16 protein-coding genes and 1 pseudogene are annotated in these 16,272 nt (G+C 68.7%); 8 read left to right on the forward strand and 9 right to left on the reverse strand.

Translation table 11 applies throughout. The features are described from left to right. Positions 1–6 precede the first annotated feature (6 nt). Positions 7–1,446, forward strand: coding sequence for a GuaB1 family IMP dehydrogenase-related protein (locus CHB84_RS02020; protein WP_089299740.1), 1,440 nt, complete (start codon positions 7–9; stop codon positions 1,444–1,446). A 73-nt stretch (positions 1,447–1,519) separates the two neighbouring features. Here the strand turns inward: CHB84_RS02020 and phoH2 are convergent, their stop codons facing one another. Beyond that, positions 1,520–2,806, reverse strand: coding sequence for an RNA 5'-3' helicase PhoH2 (phoH2, locus tag CHB84_RS02025; RefSeq protein WP_089299741.1), 1,287 nt, complete (start codon positions 2,804–2,806; stop codon positions 1,520–1,522). Positions 2,807–3,569: 763 nt separating this feature from the next. Here phoH2 and CHB84_RS02030 point away from each other — a divergent pair. After that, positions 3,570–3,824, forward strand: a complete 255-nt coding sequence (locus CHB84_RS02030; protein WP_245818499.1) for a hypothetical protein — start codon at positions 3,570–3,572, stop codon at positions 3,822–3,824. A gap of 204 nt (positions 3,825–4,028) precedes the next feature. On the opposite strand, the gene CHB84_RS02035 is transcribed toward CHB84_RS02030, so the two are convergent. Then, a complete protein-coding gene (locus CHB84_RS02035) occupies positions 4,029–4,805 on the reverse strand; it encodes an isoprenyl transferase (protein WP_089299743.1) in 777 nt (258 codons plus the stop codon). Positions 4,806–4,934: 129 nt separating this feature from the next. Here CHB84_RS02035 and trhA point away from each other — a divergent pair, with 129 nt between their 5' ends. Further along, positions 4,935–5,627 carry a PAQR family membrane homeostasis protein TrhA gene (trhA, locus tag CHB84_RS02040; protein WP_089299871.1) on the forward strand — a complete coding sequence of 231 codons (693 nt, stop codon included), beginning with the start codon at positions 4,935–4,937 and terminating at the stop codon, positions 5,625–5,627. Between the two features lie 47 nt (positions 5,628–5,674). Here trhA and CHB84_RS02045 read toward each other — a convergent pair whose 3' ends face one another. The 3 genes from CHB84_RS02045 to CHB84_RS02055 all read right to left on the reverse strand — a co-directional run bounded on the left by CHB84_RS02045 (position 5,675) and on the right by CHB84_RS02055 (position 7,425). After that, positions 5,675–5,875 carry a site-specific integrase gene (locus tag CHB84_RS02045; protein WP_245818500.1) on the reverse strand — a complete coding sequence of 67 codons (201 nt, stop codon included), beginning with the start codon at positions 5,873–5,875 and terminating at the stop codon, positions 5,675–5,677. 91 nt (positions 5,876–5,966) lie between these two features. After that, positions 5,967–6,344 carry a VOC family protein gene (locus CHB84_RS02050; RefSeq protein ID WP_089299744.1) on the reverse strand — a complete coding sequence of 126 codons (378 nt, stop codon included), beginning with the start codon at positions 6,342–6,344 and terminating at the stop codon, positions 5,967–5,969. A gap of 631 nt (positions 6,345–6,975) precedes the next feature. After that, a complete protein-coding gene (locus tag CHB84_RS02055) occupies positions 6,976–7,425 on the reverse strand; it encodes a hypothetical protein (protein WP_089299745.1) in 450 nt (149 codons plus the stop codon). Positions 7,426–7,589: 164 nt separating this feature from the next. Between CHB84_RS02055 and CHB84_RS02060 the strand changes: the two genes are divergently transcribed. From CHB84_RS02060 to CHB84_RS02070, 3 genes are read left to right on the forward strand one after another with little or no spacing between them, the layout of a single operon-like run. Beyond that, positions 7,590–8,249: a TetR/AcrR family transcriptional regulator gene (locus CHB84_RS02060; RefSeq protein WP_089299746.1), complete on the forward strand. Its 660-nt coding sequence runs from the start codon at positions 7,590–7,592 to the stop codon at positions 8,247–8,249. Further along, positions 8,233–9,864, forward strand: coding sequence for an isovaleryl-CoA dehydrogenase (locus CHB84_RS02065; protein ID WP_089299747.1), 1,632 nt, complete (start codon positions 8,233–8,235; stop codon positions 9,862–9,864). Before CHB84_RS02060 ends, CHB84_RS02065 begins: the two co-directional genes overlap by 17 nt. Further along, a complete protein-coding gene (locus CHB84_RS02070; protein WP_089299748.1) occupies positions 9,861–10,703 on the forward strand; it encodes a crotonase/enoyl-CoA hydratase family protein in 843 nt (280 codons plus the stop codon). The genes CHB84_RS02065 and CHB84_RS02070 overlap by 4 nt, the downstream gene beginning before the upstream one ends. Positions 10,704–10,884: 181 nt before the next feature. Here the strand turns inward: CHB84_RS02070 and CHB84_RS02075 are convergent, their stop codons facing one another. From CHB84_RS02075 to mca, 3 genes and pseudogenes are all read right to left on the reverse strand, one after another. After that, on the reverse strand, positions 10,885–12,894 hold the full coding sequence (locus CHB84_RS02075; protein ID WP_089299749.1) for a thioredoxin domain-containing protein: 2,010 nt from the start codon (positions 12,892–12,894) through the stop codon (positions 10,885–10,887). Positions 12,895–13,153: 259 nt separating this feature from the next. Next, positions 13,154–13,376 (reverse strand): annotated as a pseudogene (locus CHB84_RS02080) (hypothetical protein); the annotation flags it as partial. A 9-nt stretch (positions 13,377–13,385) separates the two neighbouring features. Next, complete coding sequence (mca, locus tag CHB84_RS02085) at positions 13,386–14,279, reverse strand: mycothiol conjugate amidase Mca (RefSeq protein ID WP_089299750.1); 894 nt, start codon at positions 14,277–14,279, stop codon at positions 13,386–13,388. 120 nt (positions 14,280–14,399) lie between these two features. Between mca and CHB84_RS02090 the strand changes: the two genes are divergently transcribed. Further along, positions 14,400–14,858, forward strand: coding sequence for a DUF4307 domain-containing protein (locus CHB84_RS02090; protein WP_089299751.1), 459 nt, complete (start codon positions 14,400–14,402; stop codon positions 14,856–14,858). Positions 14,859–15,087: 229 nt separating this feature from the next. Beyond that, on the forward strand, positions 15,088–15,585 hold the full coding sequence (gene greA, locus CHB84_RS02095) for a transcription elongation factor GreA (protein ID WP_089299752.1): 498 nt from the start codon (positions 15,088–15,090) through the stop codon (positions 15,583–15,585). 99 nt (positions 15,586–15,684) lie between these two features. Here greA and CHB84_RS02100 read toward each other — a convergent pair whose 3' ends face one another. After that, positions 15,685–16,161 (reverse strand): Lrp/AsnC family transcriptional regulator, encoded by a 477-nt coding sequence (locus tag CHB84_RS02100; protein ID WP_089299753.1) that lies wholly within the window; start codon positions 16,159–16,161, stop codon positions 15,685–15,687. Positions 16,162–16,272 lie beyond the last annotated feature (111 nt).

Raw genomic sequence — 16,272 nt, forward strand, 5'->3', positions numbered from 1 at the left:
GAGGGTGTGCGGTTCTTACACGGAGGCAAGCCGAGCTACGACCTGACCTACGACGATGTGTACCTGGTCCCGGCGCGGACGGATGTCGAGTCGCGATTCGACGTCGACCTCGCGGGAACCGATGCGGCCGGGACCACGATCCCGATCGTCGTGTCCAACATGACGGCGGTCGCGGGCAAGCGCATGGCCGAGACGGTGGCTCGCAGGGGCGGGCTTACCGTGCTCCCGCAGGACGTCGACCCGGAAGCCGTGGCCCGGATCGTCTCCTGGGTCAAAGGCAGGGACACCGTATGGGACACGCCCCTGGTGCTCACCCCGTCCGACGCGGTGATCGACGCGATCAACCTGATCGGCAAGCGCGCGCACGGCGCGGCCGTCATCGTCGACGGGTCCGGGCGTCCGGTCGGGATCGTGCGCGAGGAGACATGTAGCGACGTCGACCGGTTCACACGCCTCGGCGAGGTCGTCGAGGACGCCCCGGTCGCCCTCCCAGTGGACACACCGCCGCGCAAGGTGTTCGACGAGCTGCACACGCACGGCAGCTCGCTGGCACTCGGCCTGGATGCCTCCGGCAGGCTCGCGGGCGTGCTCACCCCGGTAGCCGCGCTGCGCGCCGAGCTGTACACCCCCGCAGTCGACGCGCACGGCAGGCTCAGGGTCGCCGCCGCGGTCGGCGTCAACGGCGACGTCGCCGCGAAGACGCGCGCCCTGCTGGACGCGGACATCGACGTGCTCGTCGTCGACACCGCGCACGGGCATCAGGAGAAGATGCTCAACGCGCTGCAGGCGGCACGGTCGGTGCGGCCGGAGGTGCCCGTCGTCGCGGGCAACGTGGTCACGGCCGAGGGAACGAGGGACCTGATCAACGCGGGTGCGGACGTGGTCAAGGTCGGTGTCGGCCCCGGGGCGATGTGCACCACGCGCATGATGACCGCCGTGGGTCGCCCGCAGTTCTCCGCGGTCGCCGAGTGCGCGGCAGCCGCGCGCGAGCTCGGCGGGCACGTCTGGGCCGACGGGGGCGTGCGCCACCCGAGAGATGTGGCGCTGGCACTGGCAGCAGGGGCCTCGTCGGTAATGGTCGGGTCCTGGTTCGCCGGCACCTACGAGTCGCCTGGCGACCTGCGCTTCGACGAGCACGGGCGGCCCTACAAGGAGTCCTTCGGGATGGCGTCCAAGCGCGCGGTCGGCGCCCGCACCAGCGGGGAGAGCCCGTTCGACAGGGCCCGTAAGGCGTTGTTCGAGGAGGGCATCTCCTCGTCGCGGATGGCGCTGGACCCGAAGGCGCCCGGTGTCGAGGACCTGCTCGACACGATCTGCTCAGGGCTGCGCTCGGCATGCACCTACTCGGGCGCGCGCGATCTCACCGAGTTCACCGAACGCGCCGTGGTCGGGGTGCAGTCCGCGGCAGGCTTCGCCGAGGGCCGCCCCACCCCGTACGGCTGGTAACGCTGGGAGGAGCCGAAGGTGACAGCGGGCTCCCTCTACGGAACCGCTGTCACCTTCGGCTCCTCACCTACGGCTAGCTGTGGTCCTCCAGCATCTCGGTGACCAGGGCAGCTATCGGTGAGCGTTCCGAGCGGTTCAACGTGATGTGCGCGAACAGCGGGTGCCCCTTGAGCTTCTCGATCACCGCCGCCACTCCGTCGTAGCGCCCGACGCGCAGGTTGTCGCGCTGCGCGACGTCGTGCGTGAGCACCACCCGGGAGGCTGCTCCCAGCCGGGACAGCACCGTGAGCAGCACGTTGCGCTCCAACGACTGCGCCTCGTCGACGATGACGAACGAGTCGTGCAGCGAACGGCCGCGGATGTGCGTCAACGGCAGCACCTCGAGCATGCCGCGGTCGAAGACCTCGTCGAGCACGTTCTGGCTGACCAGCGCACCGAGCGTGTCGAAGACGGCCTGCGCCCACGGCTGCATCTTCTCGTTCTCCGAGCCGGGCAGGTAGCCGATGTCCTGGCCGCCCACGGCGTACACCGGACGGAACACGACGACCTTGCGGTGCAGCCCGCGCTCCATGACCGCCTCGAGTCCCGCGCACATGGCCAGAGCGGACTTGCCGGTACCGGCACGCCCGCCGAGCGAGACGATGCCGACTTCCGGGTCGAGCAGGAGATCGAGCGCGATGCGTTGCTCGGCCGAACGCCCGTGCACGCCGAAGGCCTCCCGGTCACCGCGCACCAGCCGGACGGACTTGTCCTCGGTGACCCTGCCCAACGCGCTGGAGCTTCCTGCGAGCAACCGCACCCCCGTATGGCAGGGCAGCTCGGCGAGGTCGGACCGGCCGTAGTCGGCGAGGTCGACCGACTTGTTCGTGAACAACGCGTCGAGTGCCTCCTGCGGGACATCCGCGTCGGCCATGCCCGTCCAGCCGGACGGCACGACGTCCTGCGCGCGGTACTCGTCGGCGACCAGACCGACGGACCCTGCTTTCACCCGCATCGGGATGTCCTTGGTGATCAGGGTGACATCGCCGCCCTCCGAGCCCATGTTCAACGCGCACGCCAGTATCCGGTGATCGTTACTGTCGGTGCGGAACCCCGCGGGCAACACGGTGGGGTCGGAGTGGTTGAGTTCCACCCGCAACGTCCCGCCCTGCTCGCCGATCTCGACGGGTTCGTCCAGCCGGCCGTACCGCCGCCGCAGATCGTCGAGTAGCCGGAGCGCCTCCCGTGCGAACCAACCCAGCTCCGGGTGGTGCCGTTTGGCCTCCAACTCGCTGATCACCACCAGCGGCAGGACGACGTTGTTCTCGGCGAACCGGGTCATCGCCCAGGGGTCGGAAATCAGCACCGAGGTGTCCAGCACGTAAGTGTGCGGCCGGTCGCTCGCTGCGGAATGTGGGTGGTCGGGCTCCTTGTCGGCTGTCTGGCGGTCCGGAGAGGCGTCCGTGGGGCTCGATACTGACCTTCGGGACGAACGCTGCGCAGTCACGGCAATCTCCCTCAACGGGGCGCGGCACCACACCCATACTCGGATCGGCCGGGCACTGCCCTGGCTGGTCGCATCCCGCCCGTATACGCACCAGGCAGGGTGCGGTGGTACCACAGAAGTCGCGTGCCGACCTCCGCGTGCGCTTCGTGCCCTCCTTTCGTCGCTCGGCCAACCACAGCCACGACCAGGGCCTCCCGCAATACCCCGCGCCTTGTTACGGGGTATCGCTCCGGAAGTTACCCGCTCGACGGGTGCTCGCGCAGGAGGCGACACGGTGATTTTCCAATTCGTCACGTAACGGCCAAGAGACTGTCACCCGCACGGTGCGCTGATCAGCGATTATCACGAAATGTAGTCGCACTTTGCGTCGCACGACCGGACAGCCCCGAGGTCGTCACCTGCCCGACTTATTGACACAGCGGCGCGACAAACAATCGGTACCACGGAAACGATGAAAATTCGCCGCGGTACCGCGCATTACTTCCCGTTCAGGTGACACTCCCCCGCTATCCGTCACACAATGGTGGATTCCGCTTAACAAAACTCCCGACTCGCCGGTAACTTATTCATTGCGGATCGCGCCAGAACGTAACAGCGAGATCCGGGAAAACACTCTCGATGGAGGAGAAAAACAGTGATGAAGAAAGCTGGTTTCGTAGCCGCGACAGCAGCGGGATTCATGATGCTCGGTGGCACGGCAGCGGCATCGCCAGCGGACGTGAACGCCGACGGCCCCGCGGTCGGCGATGGGGACATCACCTATGAAGACGCCTTCCACCAGTTCAACAACGGCGGGGGCGCCGCCGGATACGGCGCGGCATCCCTGGTGTCGAGCGCCTACACCGGAATCGCCCTCACTCCCGCGCTCGCAGCGGACTCGTTCAGCGAGTGACGACACGGAGCATCCGATGCGGGCCCCGGAGGAACCTCCGGGGCCCGCATCGTGCGTGACCGCCCCGCACCGAGGCGACACTCCCGCACTCGCCCGCTACACGGCAGGCGGCTCGGCAGGCACGCGGCGCCGGACAGCCCACGCGACATTTCTGCCGGGCGCCGGAAACGGACAGCCGACAGTTTCCAGGCACATATAGCCGAATTACGATCCGTACCGCCGTTCGCGCCACGCGAAATCACGCAACGCCCGGAGGAAATCGACCCGCCGAAATGCCGGCCAGTATGCCTCGGTGAACCAGAATTCCGAATTTGCCGATTGCCAGAGAAGGAATCCAGACAGACGTTGTTCCCCGGATGTCCGAATAATGAGGTCCGGGTCCGGCTGGCCCGATGTGTAGAGATGTTCCGAGATGTGGTCCACGTCGAGAGTCCTGGCCAGCTCCTCGATCGTCGTGCCCTCACTGGCGTGCTGCTCGAGCAGCCTGCGGACGGCGTACGCGATCTCCTGGCGCCCGCCGTACCCGACCGCCACGTTGACCTCCATACCCGAGCGTGCGGTCGTGCGCATCGCCGCCGCGCTCACCTGCGCAGCGATATCCGGGGGAAGCATGTCCGTTGCGCCAACGATGCGCAGTCGCCAAGGCTGCTCGGGCCCGGCCAGCTCGTCGATGACACCCGCGACGATCTGCAGCAGCGCACGGACCTCCTCGTTCTGCCTCTTGAGGTTGTCCATCGAAAGCAGGAACAGGGTGACGACCTCGACATCGGCCTCCTGGCACCACTGCAGGAAGTGCGCGATCTTGAGCGCTCCCACCCGGTGTCCGTCGCTGACGTCGGTGAACCCGGCTTCGCGTGCCCATCTGCGGTTCCCGTCGAGGATCACCGCGATATGCCGCGGGGTCCGCCCCCCGACCTGCTGGATCAGCCTGCGGCTGTAGGCACCGTAGACCAGGTTGGAAAGAAACGACCGGACACTCACGCCCCGGTAGCCTACGCACTGTCGTGCTGCTACGTCATCTCGACACCGGCTGCGCCCGGCCCGGTGTCGTCGGCCACGTCCGCTGGAGCTCGACCTACGGTAGCGTAATCTGGCGGTGTGAGTGCCGCGATGAACTCCTCGCCTTCCGGTTCGTCAGCGCAGCATCCGTCCATCGGTACGGTCGAGCGGCCACGGATGCGCGGGTGGATTCACCTCTGGTCCTTCCTGGTCGCGCTCGCGGCCGGTACGACCCTGGTGGCGCTGGCCGCCTCGACGGTCTCCGGCCAGGCGGCGCTGGCGACCACGATCTACACCGCTACGGTGCTCGGGGTCTTCGGGGTCAGCGCCCTGTACCACCGCCGTACGTGGCGGAGCCGTCGCGTTCACCTGTGGATGAAGCGCCTCGACCACTCCATGATCTTCCTGTTCATCGCGGGAACCTACACCCCGTTCACGCTGCTGGCGATGACCCAGCCCACGGGATACGTCGTGCTCGCCGTGGTGTGGTGTGGCGCGCTCGCCGGTGTGCTGCTGAAACTGCTGTGGCCGGCAGCCCCTGCCGCACTCGGCGTACCCATCTACATCGCGCTCGGCTGGGTCGCCGTGTTCGTGCTGCCCGAACTCCTCGAGAACGCCGGGGTCGCAGCGCTGGTGCTGCTGCTGGCGGGCGGGGCACTCTACACCGTGGGCGGCATCGTCTACGCAGCCAAGCGGCCCCGCCTGTGGCCCGAGACCTTCGGCTTCCACGAGGCGTTTCACGCGTGCACCGCTATGGCTGCGATCTGCCACTACATCGCCGTCTGGCTCGCCATGTACGCCTAGCTGCGATCACGCCTGTACATGGACATCGCCAGGCCGTCCATAGGCCGTCAGGCCGCCTGCTGACCCTGTATCTCATCGTCCCGGAGCGCGACGTCGAAGAAGCCATCAACGGCCTTGCGCGTCCGCTCGTGGCTCGACGGCATCAGGTGGGTATACACGCGCAACGTAAACCCAGGATCCGGGTGACCCAGGTACTGAGACAACGCCTTCACCGATTCCCCGGCATCGAGCAGCACCGAGGCGTACACCGGCGTCGCTACGCGATAAACCCTTGCCCCGGCCGGCACGGCGCCAGGCGCGGCAAGGACGAAGGGGACAGGGAGGAACGATGGGCGGTGCCTACAAGTACGGGCGGGTGATCATTTCGAGGGCGTGCCCGGCGGGGTCCATGAAGTAGACGCCGCGCCCACCGTGCTCGTTGTTGATCTCGCCCGGGCGTTTCCAGAACGGGTCGGCTGCGTGCTCGATCCCGCGGTCCCGGATGCGGGCATATGCCCGATCGAACAGCTCGTCGTCGACCAGGAACGCGTAGTGCTGCATCTGGATCTCGTCGACCGGCGGCACAGCGAACTGCAGCAGCACGCCCTCGTCGAGCTGGACGTTAGTGAATACGCCCCACGATGGGGCTTCGGCGGCCTCGAAGATGTCGCGGAAGAAACGCGCCGACTCATCGCTGTCTTTGGCCGCGATGATGGTGTGGTTGAAAGTGACTGGCATGAGTGTCCTCGCTGTGGATTGCCTTGACATGGATGGAAGTTCAGTTGGACCCATGCCGCGGAGGTCCACGCGGCCAACCCGGCAGGCGCCACCTTGGCACCTCGCGCGGGCTCAACCCTGTGCCGGGTCACCAATCCGTGCGTGGCGTAGCGCCGTCCCGGTGATCACGAGGAAGACGCTACCGAGCGCGCGCCCGGCACGGCAACCGGGGTTTGCGGCCGAGTTCCACGTAGCGCCTCTGGCAGGACGCCCAGGTTTGGACAGATACGGGCCGCAAGTGGGCCACCAAGCGCGGCCAAGCACGGTCGAGCACGGTCAACCGAGGCTCATCCTGACTCGGGTTAGCTGCAGGTCAGGGCTACTTCCAAGGTACGAGCGGATGGTTCCCAAGCTGACAACGCCAACGGCTACGTGCTCACTACTCAGGCCGTCGAGCGTCCGGCACAGACGAGAACACGCGAGAACCAGCGAGCCATGTCTTGGCAGCTCATGCAGGTGAGCCGCGCCTCGTACCGACGTCGCGCGTGGGCAGGGCTCATGACATCGCGATCTGGCTCGCCATGTACGCCCAGCTGCGAGCCGGACCGTGGCTCGACGACGCGGTGAGGGACGGCCTGCCGGTATAGCACGATCAGCCGTTGTACGGCTCGCCACCGGGTGGTGTGTCCTGTGTCGTGCGGCCGATGCGGGTAAGCAGCCGTGCGCTGGGCACGACCTCGTGTGGAAGGTGTCGTAGCTCGGCCGCGTCGGCCGCAATACCGTGCCGGCGGAGGATACCCGCCAGTACCGTCCAGTGGTGCGCTGCCATGTCTTCGTGCGAGAGGTCATCGGGCGGCTCGTCCGGCCCGACCACCATGCGCGCGGTATCGCAGATCTCCTCGAGCGAGTGGGACGTCCAGATGTCCGGGATGGTTGCTGTCGTGTCCCTGATGGACCCGCTCCAACCGTGATCGTCGAGCAGCACGATGCGACGCCCGTCGGTGAGCTCGGCTTCGTGGCACGCCGAAACATCCATCCGTGTCCTGCTCGTGGCATCCCCGTCGATATCGATCGACGTCACCAGCCGCGCGACCGTGACCACGTCTCCATCCTCTCAGTGCACGTCACGGGCCGGCGCTCCCGCATCCTGGAAGTCACGCGATACCCCACCCTCGTCACGCGGCAACGTGCCAACAACACGCCCCGGTCGATCACGCGCTGCGTCCGGTCTTGCATGAAGCAGTGAATCAATGATTCACTCTTGTCATGCCGTACCGACGTACCCCGCGCGTGCAGGCCAGGCTCGACGCGCAACGCGAGCTCCTGCTCGAGTCCGCTGTCCGGCTGCTGGCCGAACGCGGCTACGCGGGCTGTTCCGTCGCCGCCGTCGCCGCCGAAGCGGGTGTGGCGATCGGCAGCGTGTACCGGCACTTCCCGAGCAAGGCCGAGCTCGTCGCCGAGCTGTTCCGCCGCGTCGTCGAGCGCGAGGTCGCCGCCGTCGAGCAGGCCTCGACCAGCGCCTCCGGCGTGACCGAGCGCGTCACCGCGGTGATCGAGACCTTCGCGAACCGCGCGCTGAAGACACCGCGGCTGGCCTACGCCCTGCTCGCCGAACCCGTGGACGCTCCCGTCGAGCAGCAGCGCCTTGTGTTCCGCCAGGCCTTCCGGGACGTCGTCGCCGCGCGCATCACAGAGGGAGTCACCGCAGGGGTGCTGCCGCCCCAGGACGCGAACATCTCCGCAGCAGCGCTCGTCGGGGCCATCGCCGAAGTCATGATCGGCCCGCTCACCGCCGAGAGCGCGGACGCCGACGTCATCCCCGCACTGTGCACCTTCGCCGCCCAGGCGCTCGGAGGCGGCACCCTGTCGCCGAACACGCCGACCACACCCCCCGTCACCGGAGGCAGCCATGTCACACACCCATGAGGTCACCAACCAGGTTCCCCCACTGACCGGTCACGACGTCGCCGCCGACACCACGTTGCAGGCGGCCGTGGAGCGGGAAGGCGCCGGGTGGGCCTCCGGCGAGCTGCACGAGCTCGGCACCCTCGCCGGGAGCGCGCAGGCACAGGACTGGGGCCGGCTGGTCAACGAGAACCCGCCCGCGTTGCGCACCCACGACCGGTACGGCCACCGCATCGACGAGGTCGAGTTCCACCCGCACTGGCACACCCTGATGGACGTCGCGGTACGCCACGGGCTGCACGCCGCTCCGTGGCAGGACGAGCGGCAGGGCGCGCACGTGGCGCGCGCTGCCAAGACCTACCTGTGGATGCAGGTGGAGCCGGGGCACCTGTGCCCGATCTCGATGACCTACGCCGCGGTGCCCGCGCTGCGTCACACGCCGGAACTTGCCGAGGTGTACGAACCGCTACTCGCCTCGCAGGAGTACGACTACGGGCTGCGGGTACCCGCGACGAAACGCGGCGTCCTCGCGGGCATGTCCATGACGGAGAAGCAGGGCGGCTCGGACGTGCGCAGCAACTCCACGAGCGCGACGGCCAACGCCGACGGCAGCTACACCATCACCGGGCACAAGTGGTTCACCTCGGCTCCGATGTCGGATGTGTTCCTCACGCTCGCCCAGACCGCCAACGGGTTGTCCTGCTTCCTGCTCCCCCGGGTGCTCCCGGACGGCAGCCGCAACCGGATGCACCTGCAGCGGCTCAAGGACAAGCTGGGCAACCGTTCCAACGCCTCGGCGGAGATCGAGTACGACGGCGCGCTCGGTTGGCTCGTCGGCGCGGAGGGGCGCGGCGTTCCCACCATCATCGACATGGTCAACATGACCCGGCTGGACTGTGCGATCGGCGCCGCCGCGGGTATGCGGGCCGGCGTCGTGCAGGCCGTGCACCACGCAACGCACCGCGCCGCGTTCGGGGACTCGCTGATCGACACGCCGCTGATGCGCAACGTGCTGGCAGACCTGACCGTGGAGTCCGAGGCCGCCGCACTCGCGGCGATCCGGCTCGCCGGTGCCGCCGACCGGGCAGCCGCGGGCGACGAGCAGGAAGCCGCCTTCCGCAGGCTCGGCCTCGCCGCCAGCAAGTACTGGATCTGCAAGCGTGGCCCGGCGCACGCCGCCGAGGCTCTGGAGTGCCTCGGCGGAAACGGCTACGTGGAGGAGTCCGGGATGCCCCGGCTGTACAGGGAGGCACCACTGGTGTCCATATGGGAGGGATCCGGCAACGTCGCCGCGCTGGACACACTGCGCGCCATGGCCAAGCAACCCGAGTCGGTGGACGCGTTCTTCGCCGAGGTCAACAAGGCCGCGGGGGCGGACGCGCGGCTCGACGAAGCCATCCGCGCGCTCGGCAAGGAGCTGTCCAACCACGACGACATCCAGTTCCGGGCGCGCAGGCTGGTGGAAACGATGGCCATGGTGTTGCAGGGCTCGCTGCTGGTACGGCACGGCGAGCCCGCCGTCGCCGACGCGTTCTGCGCAAGCCGCTTCGGCGGCGACTGGGGCGTGGCATTCGGTACCCTGCCCAGCGGGGTCGACACCGGCTCGATCATCGAGCGCGCACAGGTCGCGGCATGAACCAGGCTCTGCGCACCGAGACAGCGGGCGGCGTCCGCTCGATCGTGCTCGCCAGGCCCGAGCAGTACAACACCATCACCCCGCAGCTGCGCGACGAGCTGGCCGAGGCCGTCGACGACGCCGACCGCGACCCGCAGGTGCGCGTCATGCTGCTGCGCGCGGACGGCCCGGCCTTCTGTGCCGGTTACGGGCTCGACTGGTCGACCACCTACCAGGCCTCGGCGGAAAGCGCCGAGCAGAGCTGGGACTCGGCGAGGGACTTCCGGATGATGTCCCGGTTCGTCGACGTCTACCTCAAGCTCTGGTACGCGGCCAAACCGACCGTCTCGGCAGTGCACGGATGGTGCATCGCCGGTGGCACCGACATGGTGCTGTGCTCGGACATCATCGTGGCGTCCGAGTCGGCTGTGTTCGGCTACCCACCGGCACGGGTATGGGGGACGCCGACCACGGCCATGTGGGTGTACCGCATGGGGTTCGAGAAAGCCAAACGCTACCTGCTCACCGGGGACGAGATCCCCGCGCCGACCGCCGCCGAGATCGGCCTGATCGCCGAGTGCGTGCCGGACGCGCAGCTCGACGAGCACGCGTTCGGGCTGGCCGACCGGATGGCCCGGCTGCCGGGTAACCAGCTGGAGATGCTCAAGCTGCTGTGCAACCAGACGGCGGAGAACATGGGGTTCACGTCCTCCCGCACGCTCGGCACGTTCCTCGACGGCATCGCCAGGCACACCCCGGAGGGACAGGCGTTCGTGGACCGCGCCACCGAAGCGGGCTTCCGCCAGGCTGTCCGCGAGCGCGACGACCCGTTCGGCGACTACGGCTCCCGGCCCCGGTAGCGCGCGAGCGCGCCCGGCCGAACGCACCGGGCTGGTGGGAGCCCAACGTGACATCGGGCTCCATAGAGGAACCGAATGTCACCTCGGGCTCCCACCACCCGCGCACGCCCGAAGGAGCCCGAGGTGACCTTGGTTCCATAGAAGGAGCCAAACGTGACATTCGGCTCCACCCCGGTGAGGGTCAGGTGAGGGCGGCGGCGAGCTCGTCCGGGGTGGTCACCGGCCGCTGGCAGACGTAGCCCTCGCAGACGTAGGCGGCCGGGGCGCCGTCCACGGTCGGGCGGCCGGCCAGCAGCGGCGCGCCCTCGGAGTCCGGCACACCCGCCAGCACGACGGAGCCGCCGGGCGCGCGGCTCGCCGCGACCGCGTGCAACGGCTCCCGCTGCGCGGCATCGGAACCCACGACGGCGACCTGCACCGGACCGGACTGGGCAGCCTCGGCAACCGACAGCCAGGTACCCGCGAACCGCGGGGCGCGTTCGATGAGCACGCCCGCCCGGCGCAGCGCCGACTCACACGCGTCCCTGTACCGGCCTGCGTGCTCGGCGCCTGCGAGAGCCGAGGCTGTCAGCAACGCGGACGCGAGCGCCGAGGCCCCCGACGGGCTCGCGTTGTCGCCGGGGTCGGAGGGCCTGTGCACAAGCGACTCCGCGTCGTCGGCCGTGTCGTAGAAGGTCCCGGGGCTGTCCTTGGCTGCGAACCGCTCCAGCGCGGTGTCCAGCAGGCCGGTCGCCCCGGTCAGCCAGTGGGCCTGGCCGGTCGCCTGGTGGAGCGCGAGCAGGCCCTCGGCCAGGCACGAGTAGTCGCCGAGCACCCCGTCCGCGTCCCCCGGCACGCCGTCCCGCGAGGTACGCACCAGCCTGGCGCCGTCGGCGTGCCTGTCGAGCAGGAAGCGGGCCGCGGCCGACGCCGCATCCACGAACTCTTCCCTGCCCAGCGCCGTGCCTGCCTCGGCGAGCGCGGTGATCGCCAGCCCGTTCCACTCGGTGAGCACCTTGTCGTCGCGGTCGGGCTGGGGACGCTCGGAGCGGGCGGAGTGCAGGGCGGAGCGCACGCGCCGCCACCGAGCGACATCGTCCGGGTCGGTGAGCAACCGCAACGTCGATGCACCCTCCTCGAAGGTGCCTTCCTCGGTCACCCCGAACAGCTCCGCAGCCCACCGGCCGTCGTCCTCGCCAAGCACCTCGACCAGTTGTGCGGGCGTCCACACGTAGGTCAGGCCCTCGGAGCCGTCGGTGTCCGCGTCGAAGGAGGCCGCGAACGCTCCCTGCTCCGTACGCATCTCCCGCAGCAGGAACCACGCCGTCTCCTCGGCCACCCGGGTGGCCAGCTCGGAGCCGGTCCGCCGTGCCAGGTGCGCGTAGGCGCGCAGCAGCAGCGCGTTGTCGTACAGCATCTTCTCGAAGTGCGGGACGATCCAGTTCGCGTCCACCGAGTAGCGGGCGAACCCGCCGCCCAGCTGGTCGTAGATGCCGCCACGCGCCATGGCCTCGGCACAGGAGGTGACCATCCGCATGGCCGCCTCCGAGCCGGTCCGCTCGTGGTGCCGCAGCAGGAACTCGAGCACCATCGACGGCGGGAACTTCGGGGCGGAGCCGAACCCGCCGGCGGACTCGTCGAACTGCTCGTGCAACGTTCGCACCGCGGCATCCAGCGTCTCGGCGGTCACGGCCTGCTCGGTCAGCGGCTTGGTCTGCTCGGCAAGGTGCTCGACCACCTTGCTACCCGCCTCCCGCAGCTCGGCCTGACGGTCCCGCCAGGCTTCCATCACGGCCTGCAGCAACTGGGTGAACGACGGCATGCCCATTTTCGGCTGCGCCGGGTAGTAGGTCCCGCAGTGGAACGGCTCGCCTTCCGGGGTGAGGAAGCAGGTCATCGGCCACCCGCCCTGGCCGGTCATGGCCTGGGTCGCGGTCATGTAGATCGCGTCGATGTCCGGGCGTTCCTCGCGGTCCACCTTGATGTTGACGAAGTTCTCGTTCATGACCGCGGCCGTGGCGGGGTCCTCGAACGACTCGTGCGCCATCACGTGGCACCAGTGGCACGCCGAGTACCCGATGGACAGCAGGATCGGGACGTCCCTGCGTTCGGCCTCGTCGAGCGCCTCCTGGCACCACGGCCACCATTCGACGGGATTGTCCGCGTGTTGCAGCAGGTACGGGCTCGTTGCCGCGTTGAGGCGATTGGTCATGCCTCCAGCGTGACAGACCGCGCGCGATCCGTCGGACGTTACCTCCCCGGTGCCGGACCGGGGGCACCGTCGGGCCCGGCGCGATCACCGTGCTCGGCAGGGGGCTCGGCAGGGGGCTCGACAGGGGGCTCGACAGGGGGCTCGACAGGGGGCTCGGCTGAGTCCGATGCGGCACCGCCCGCGCCGTCGACACCGCCGGCGTCTGCCGACCCGCCGTCGCGCGCTGCGCCCTCGCCGTCCCCGGCAGTACCGGTGCCGTCACCGTCGAAGCTCGTGGGCACGCGACCGAGATGCCTGGTCATCGAGCGCACCAGCAGCGCGACGGCGATGAAGAACAGCAGCAGCACCAGCAGGCCGAGCGGAGACGACTTGCCGAAGTCCTCGCCTTGCCCGCCGTTGTCGCCCTGACCGGGTTGCTGAGCGAGCACCACCGCGGCGGCGTGTGCCGCGGGCACCGTCAGGCTAGTCACTGTCGTGGGCATGATCCCGGCTCATTCCTCTATCCCCGCGAACAGGTCGTCCTCGGGCAGCGTGCTGTCCACGAGGCTGCGGACCAGCTCGTACTCCTCAGTGGGCCATACCTCGCGCTGCATGTCGAGGGGCACGGCGAACCACCGGCTGTTCGGGTCGATCTGCGTGGCATGCGCCTTCAGCGCCTCGTCCCGCACGTGGAAGTAGTCGGCGCAGTGCACCCGCGTGGTGACCCGCTCCATCACGTCGGCCTTGTCCGGGTCCCACTTGCCGAGCCACTCCCCGTACGGCGACTCCAGCCCGCGCGCAAGCAGGGCCTCGTGGAACGTGCTGATCTTGGCGCGGGAGAAACCGTGCGAGTAGTAGAGCTTGAGCGGCTGCCACGGCTCACCGGCGTCCGGGAACCGGCTCGGGTCGCCCGCCGCGTCGAACGCCGCCACGGAGATCTCATGGCACCGGATGTGGTCCGGGTGCGGGTAGCCGCCGTTCTCGTCATAGGTCACCAGCACGTGCGGCCGGAACTCGCGAATCTCGCGGACCAGCGCCTCCGTCGATTCCTCGAGGGGGACCAGCGCGAAACACCCCTCCGGCAACGGCGGTAACGGCTCGCCCTCCGGCAGGCCCGAGTCGAGGAAGCCGAGCCAGCTGTGGCTGACCCCGAGGACCTTCGCAGCGGTGGCCATCTCCTCGCGGCGCACCTCGGTGAGGTTGGCGTTGACCTCGGGCCGGTCCATCGCCTTGTTCAACACACTGCCGGCCTCACCTCCGGTGCAGGTCACGACCCGCACCTCGTGCCCGTCGGCCACGTATCGAGCCATGGTCGCAGCGCCCTTGCTCGATTCGTCGTCCGGATGAGCGTGCACAGTCATCATGCGCAGCCTGCCAGCTCGACGCTCCCCGGTACTCTCGTCCATGCTCCGCGACCCCTTCGTCCGAGTTCCCGCGACCAACCCTGTGTGCCCGGCGCACCGCGTACGCGGATACTGAACCTATTGTCCTCGAATCCATGACAGTAACGTTCAGGAGGGTTGGTTGTGGGCCATGCCGGTTCGACTCCGCCCGAGGGTCTGCCCGAGGGGCGCTACGGGCCGACTCGCTCGGCCGGTAGCCGCCGGTGGAGGCGATGGCTGTTCACCGGCACCGCTGTCGTGACCGCCGGCGTGCTCGCGTTCGTGGGCTACACCAACCTCGGGTCCGCGCCGATCTCGGCCGAGCGGATCGGGTTCGCCGTCCAGTCCGACGACGCCATGGAGATCACCATCCGGGTGAGCAGGGACGAACCCGAACGGCCTGCGGTCTGCATCGTGCGCGTCCGGGACTCGGCAGGCTCGGAGAGCGGGCGCAAGGAGGTCTACGTCGCCCCGTCGGACGGGGATACCGTGCTCAGCGCCGTCATCCGGAGCGCCCGGCCACCGGTCACGGCTGACACGTTCGCGTGCTCCTACGACGTCCCGGGGTACCTGACCCCCTCCGGCGGCGGTACCACCGGTTGAGGCCGGACACCGGCGGCGCAGCCCGCTGCCTGGCACTGCGCTGCACGGAACCCACCTGAGCTGGGATTCACGTAGGCGGGGGACCGTTTCTCACGGGCGTCATCGTGCTCACCGTGATATTCTCGTCTATCGGCACGGTCCACGACGGGCCGTGTCTTTCGTTATATGTGTCGTTGGGAGGCAGCGGCACGGCCGGCGCGACACCCGCGTTGGTAGACGTACCGAGGAGATGGTGACCGTGAGCGACGCCAAGGTGACCTGGTTGACGCAGGATGCCTACGACAGGCTCAAGCGAGAACTCGATGAGCTGATCGATAATCGCCCGGTCATCGCCGCGAAGATCAACGAGAGTCGCGAAGAGGGCGACCTCAGGGAGAACGGCGGTTACCACGCCGCGCGCGAGGAGCAGGGTCAGCAGGAGGCCCGCATCAGGTACCTCCAGGAGCTGCTCCGCAACGCCAAGGTCGGAGAAGCCCCGAAGAGCGACGGTCGCGCGGAACCGGGCATGGTCCTCACCATCCGCTACGCAGGCGAGGACGAGGAAGAGCAGTTCCTCCTCGCCACGCGAGAAGAGGGTGCCCAGGACGACTACGAGGTGTACTCGCCGGAGTCCCCACTGGGCAAGGCCTTACTCGGCGCCACGGAAGGTGAAGAGCGTGAGTACGAGCTGCCGAACGGCAGCACGGAGAAGGTCACGTTGATCAAGGCGGTCCCGTACACGCGCTGAGCCGGGCCGGCTGAGCACCACCCCTGCCGGCGTCGCGGGCGGAGAGACGGCGCTCGCGACGCCGGCAGACGTGTGTCTGTCCGGGCCCGCGCCGGGGGCTCAACGCCGAGCGATGCGTTCGAGCAGCGGACGGATCCTCGGCGGGACCGGCGTGGAAAGCGCGATGGATGTCGATGTCCGCCGCACCCCGGCGACGTCGACGACCGTGTCGATCACCCGTTGCAGGTCGTCGTTGGACCGCGCGACCATCCGCACGAACAGGTCCCCCTGCCCGGTCGTGGCGTGCACCTCGCATACCTCGTCGATCGCCGCGAGCGCGTCCGCGACGTGCTCGCGCTGCCCCTGCGCGATCTCGAGAACGGCGAACGCGGTGAGCGTGTAGCCGAGCGAGCCCGGCTCGATATCCGGGGGAAACCCGCGCACCACGCGCTGGGCGCTGAGCCGGTCCAGCCGTGCCTGCACGGTGCCACGCGCGACCCCCAGGCGGCGCGCGCACTCGAGCACGCCGAGGCGGGGCTCGTCGGCCAGCAGCAACAGGAGCCGCGCGTCCAGCGCGTCCAGCGATGACCCGTCCACGACTTCTCCCTATACACGTTGCTCAATATGATCGGCGTTACCGGCTTATGATTGCACATTTTGCCTAGCGCAAAATGCGTCTTTTGCACATCTTGCCTCATACGTGGATGC

Source organism: Haloechinothrix alba, assembly GCF_900188115.1.
GTDB classification, from domain to species: Bacteria; Actinomycetota; Actinomycetes; order Mycobacteriales; family Pseudonocardiaceae; genus Haloechinothrix; species Haloechinothrix alba.

What these genes read in the sequence shown, in the direction of transcription:
- CHB84_RS02030 (WP_245818499.1), top strand. Translation starts at nt 3,570, where the DNA reads ATGAAGAAAGCTGGTTTCGTAGCCGCGACAGCAGCGGGATTCATGATG.
- trhA (WP_089299871.1), top strand. Translation starts at nt 4,935, where the DNA reads ATGAACTCCTCGCCTTCCGGTTCGTCAGCGCAGCATCCGTCCATCGGT.
- CHB84_RS02050 (WP_089299744.1), bottom strand. Translation starts at nt 6,344, where the DNA reads ATGCCAGTCACTTTCAACCACACCATCATCGCGGCCAAAGACAGCGAT.
- CHB84_RS02060 (WP_089299746.1), top strand. Translation starts at nt 7,590, where the DNA reads ATGCCGTACCGACGTACCCCGCGCGTGCAGGCCAGGCTCGACGCGCAA.
- CHB84_RS02065 (WP_089299747.1), top strand. Translation starts at nt 8,233, where the DNA reads ATGTCACACACCCATGAGGTCACCAACCAGGTTCCCCCACTGACCGGT.
- CHB84_RS02070 (WP_089299748.1), top strand. Translation starts at nt 9,861, where the DNA reads ATGAACCAGGCTCTGCGCACCGAGACAGCGGGCGGCGTCCGCTCGATC.
- CHB84_RS02075 (WP_089299749.1), bottom strand. Translation starts at nt 12,894, where the DNA reads ATGACCAATCGCCTCAACGCGGCAACGAGCCCGTACCTGCTGCAACAC.
- mca (WP_089299750.1), bottom strand. Translation starts at nt 14,279, where the DNA reads ATGGACGAGAGTACCGGGGAGCGTCGAGCTGGCAGGCTGCGCATGATG.
- greA (WP_089299752.1), top strand. Translation starts at nt 15,088, where the DNA reads ATGGTGACCGTGAGCGACGCCAAGGTGACCTGGTTGACGCAGGATGCC.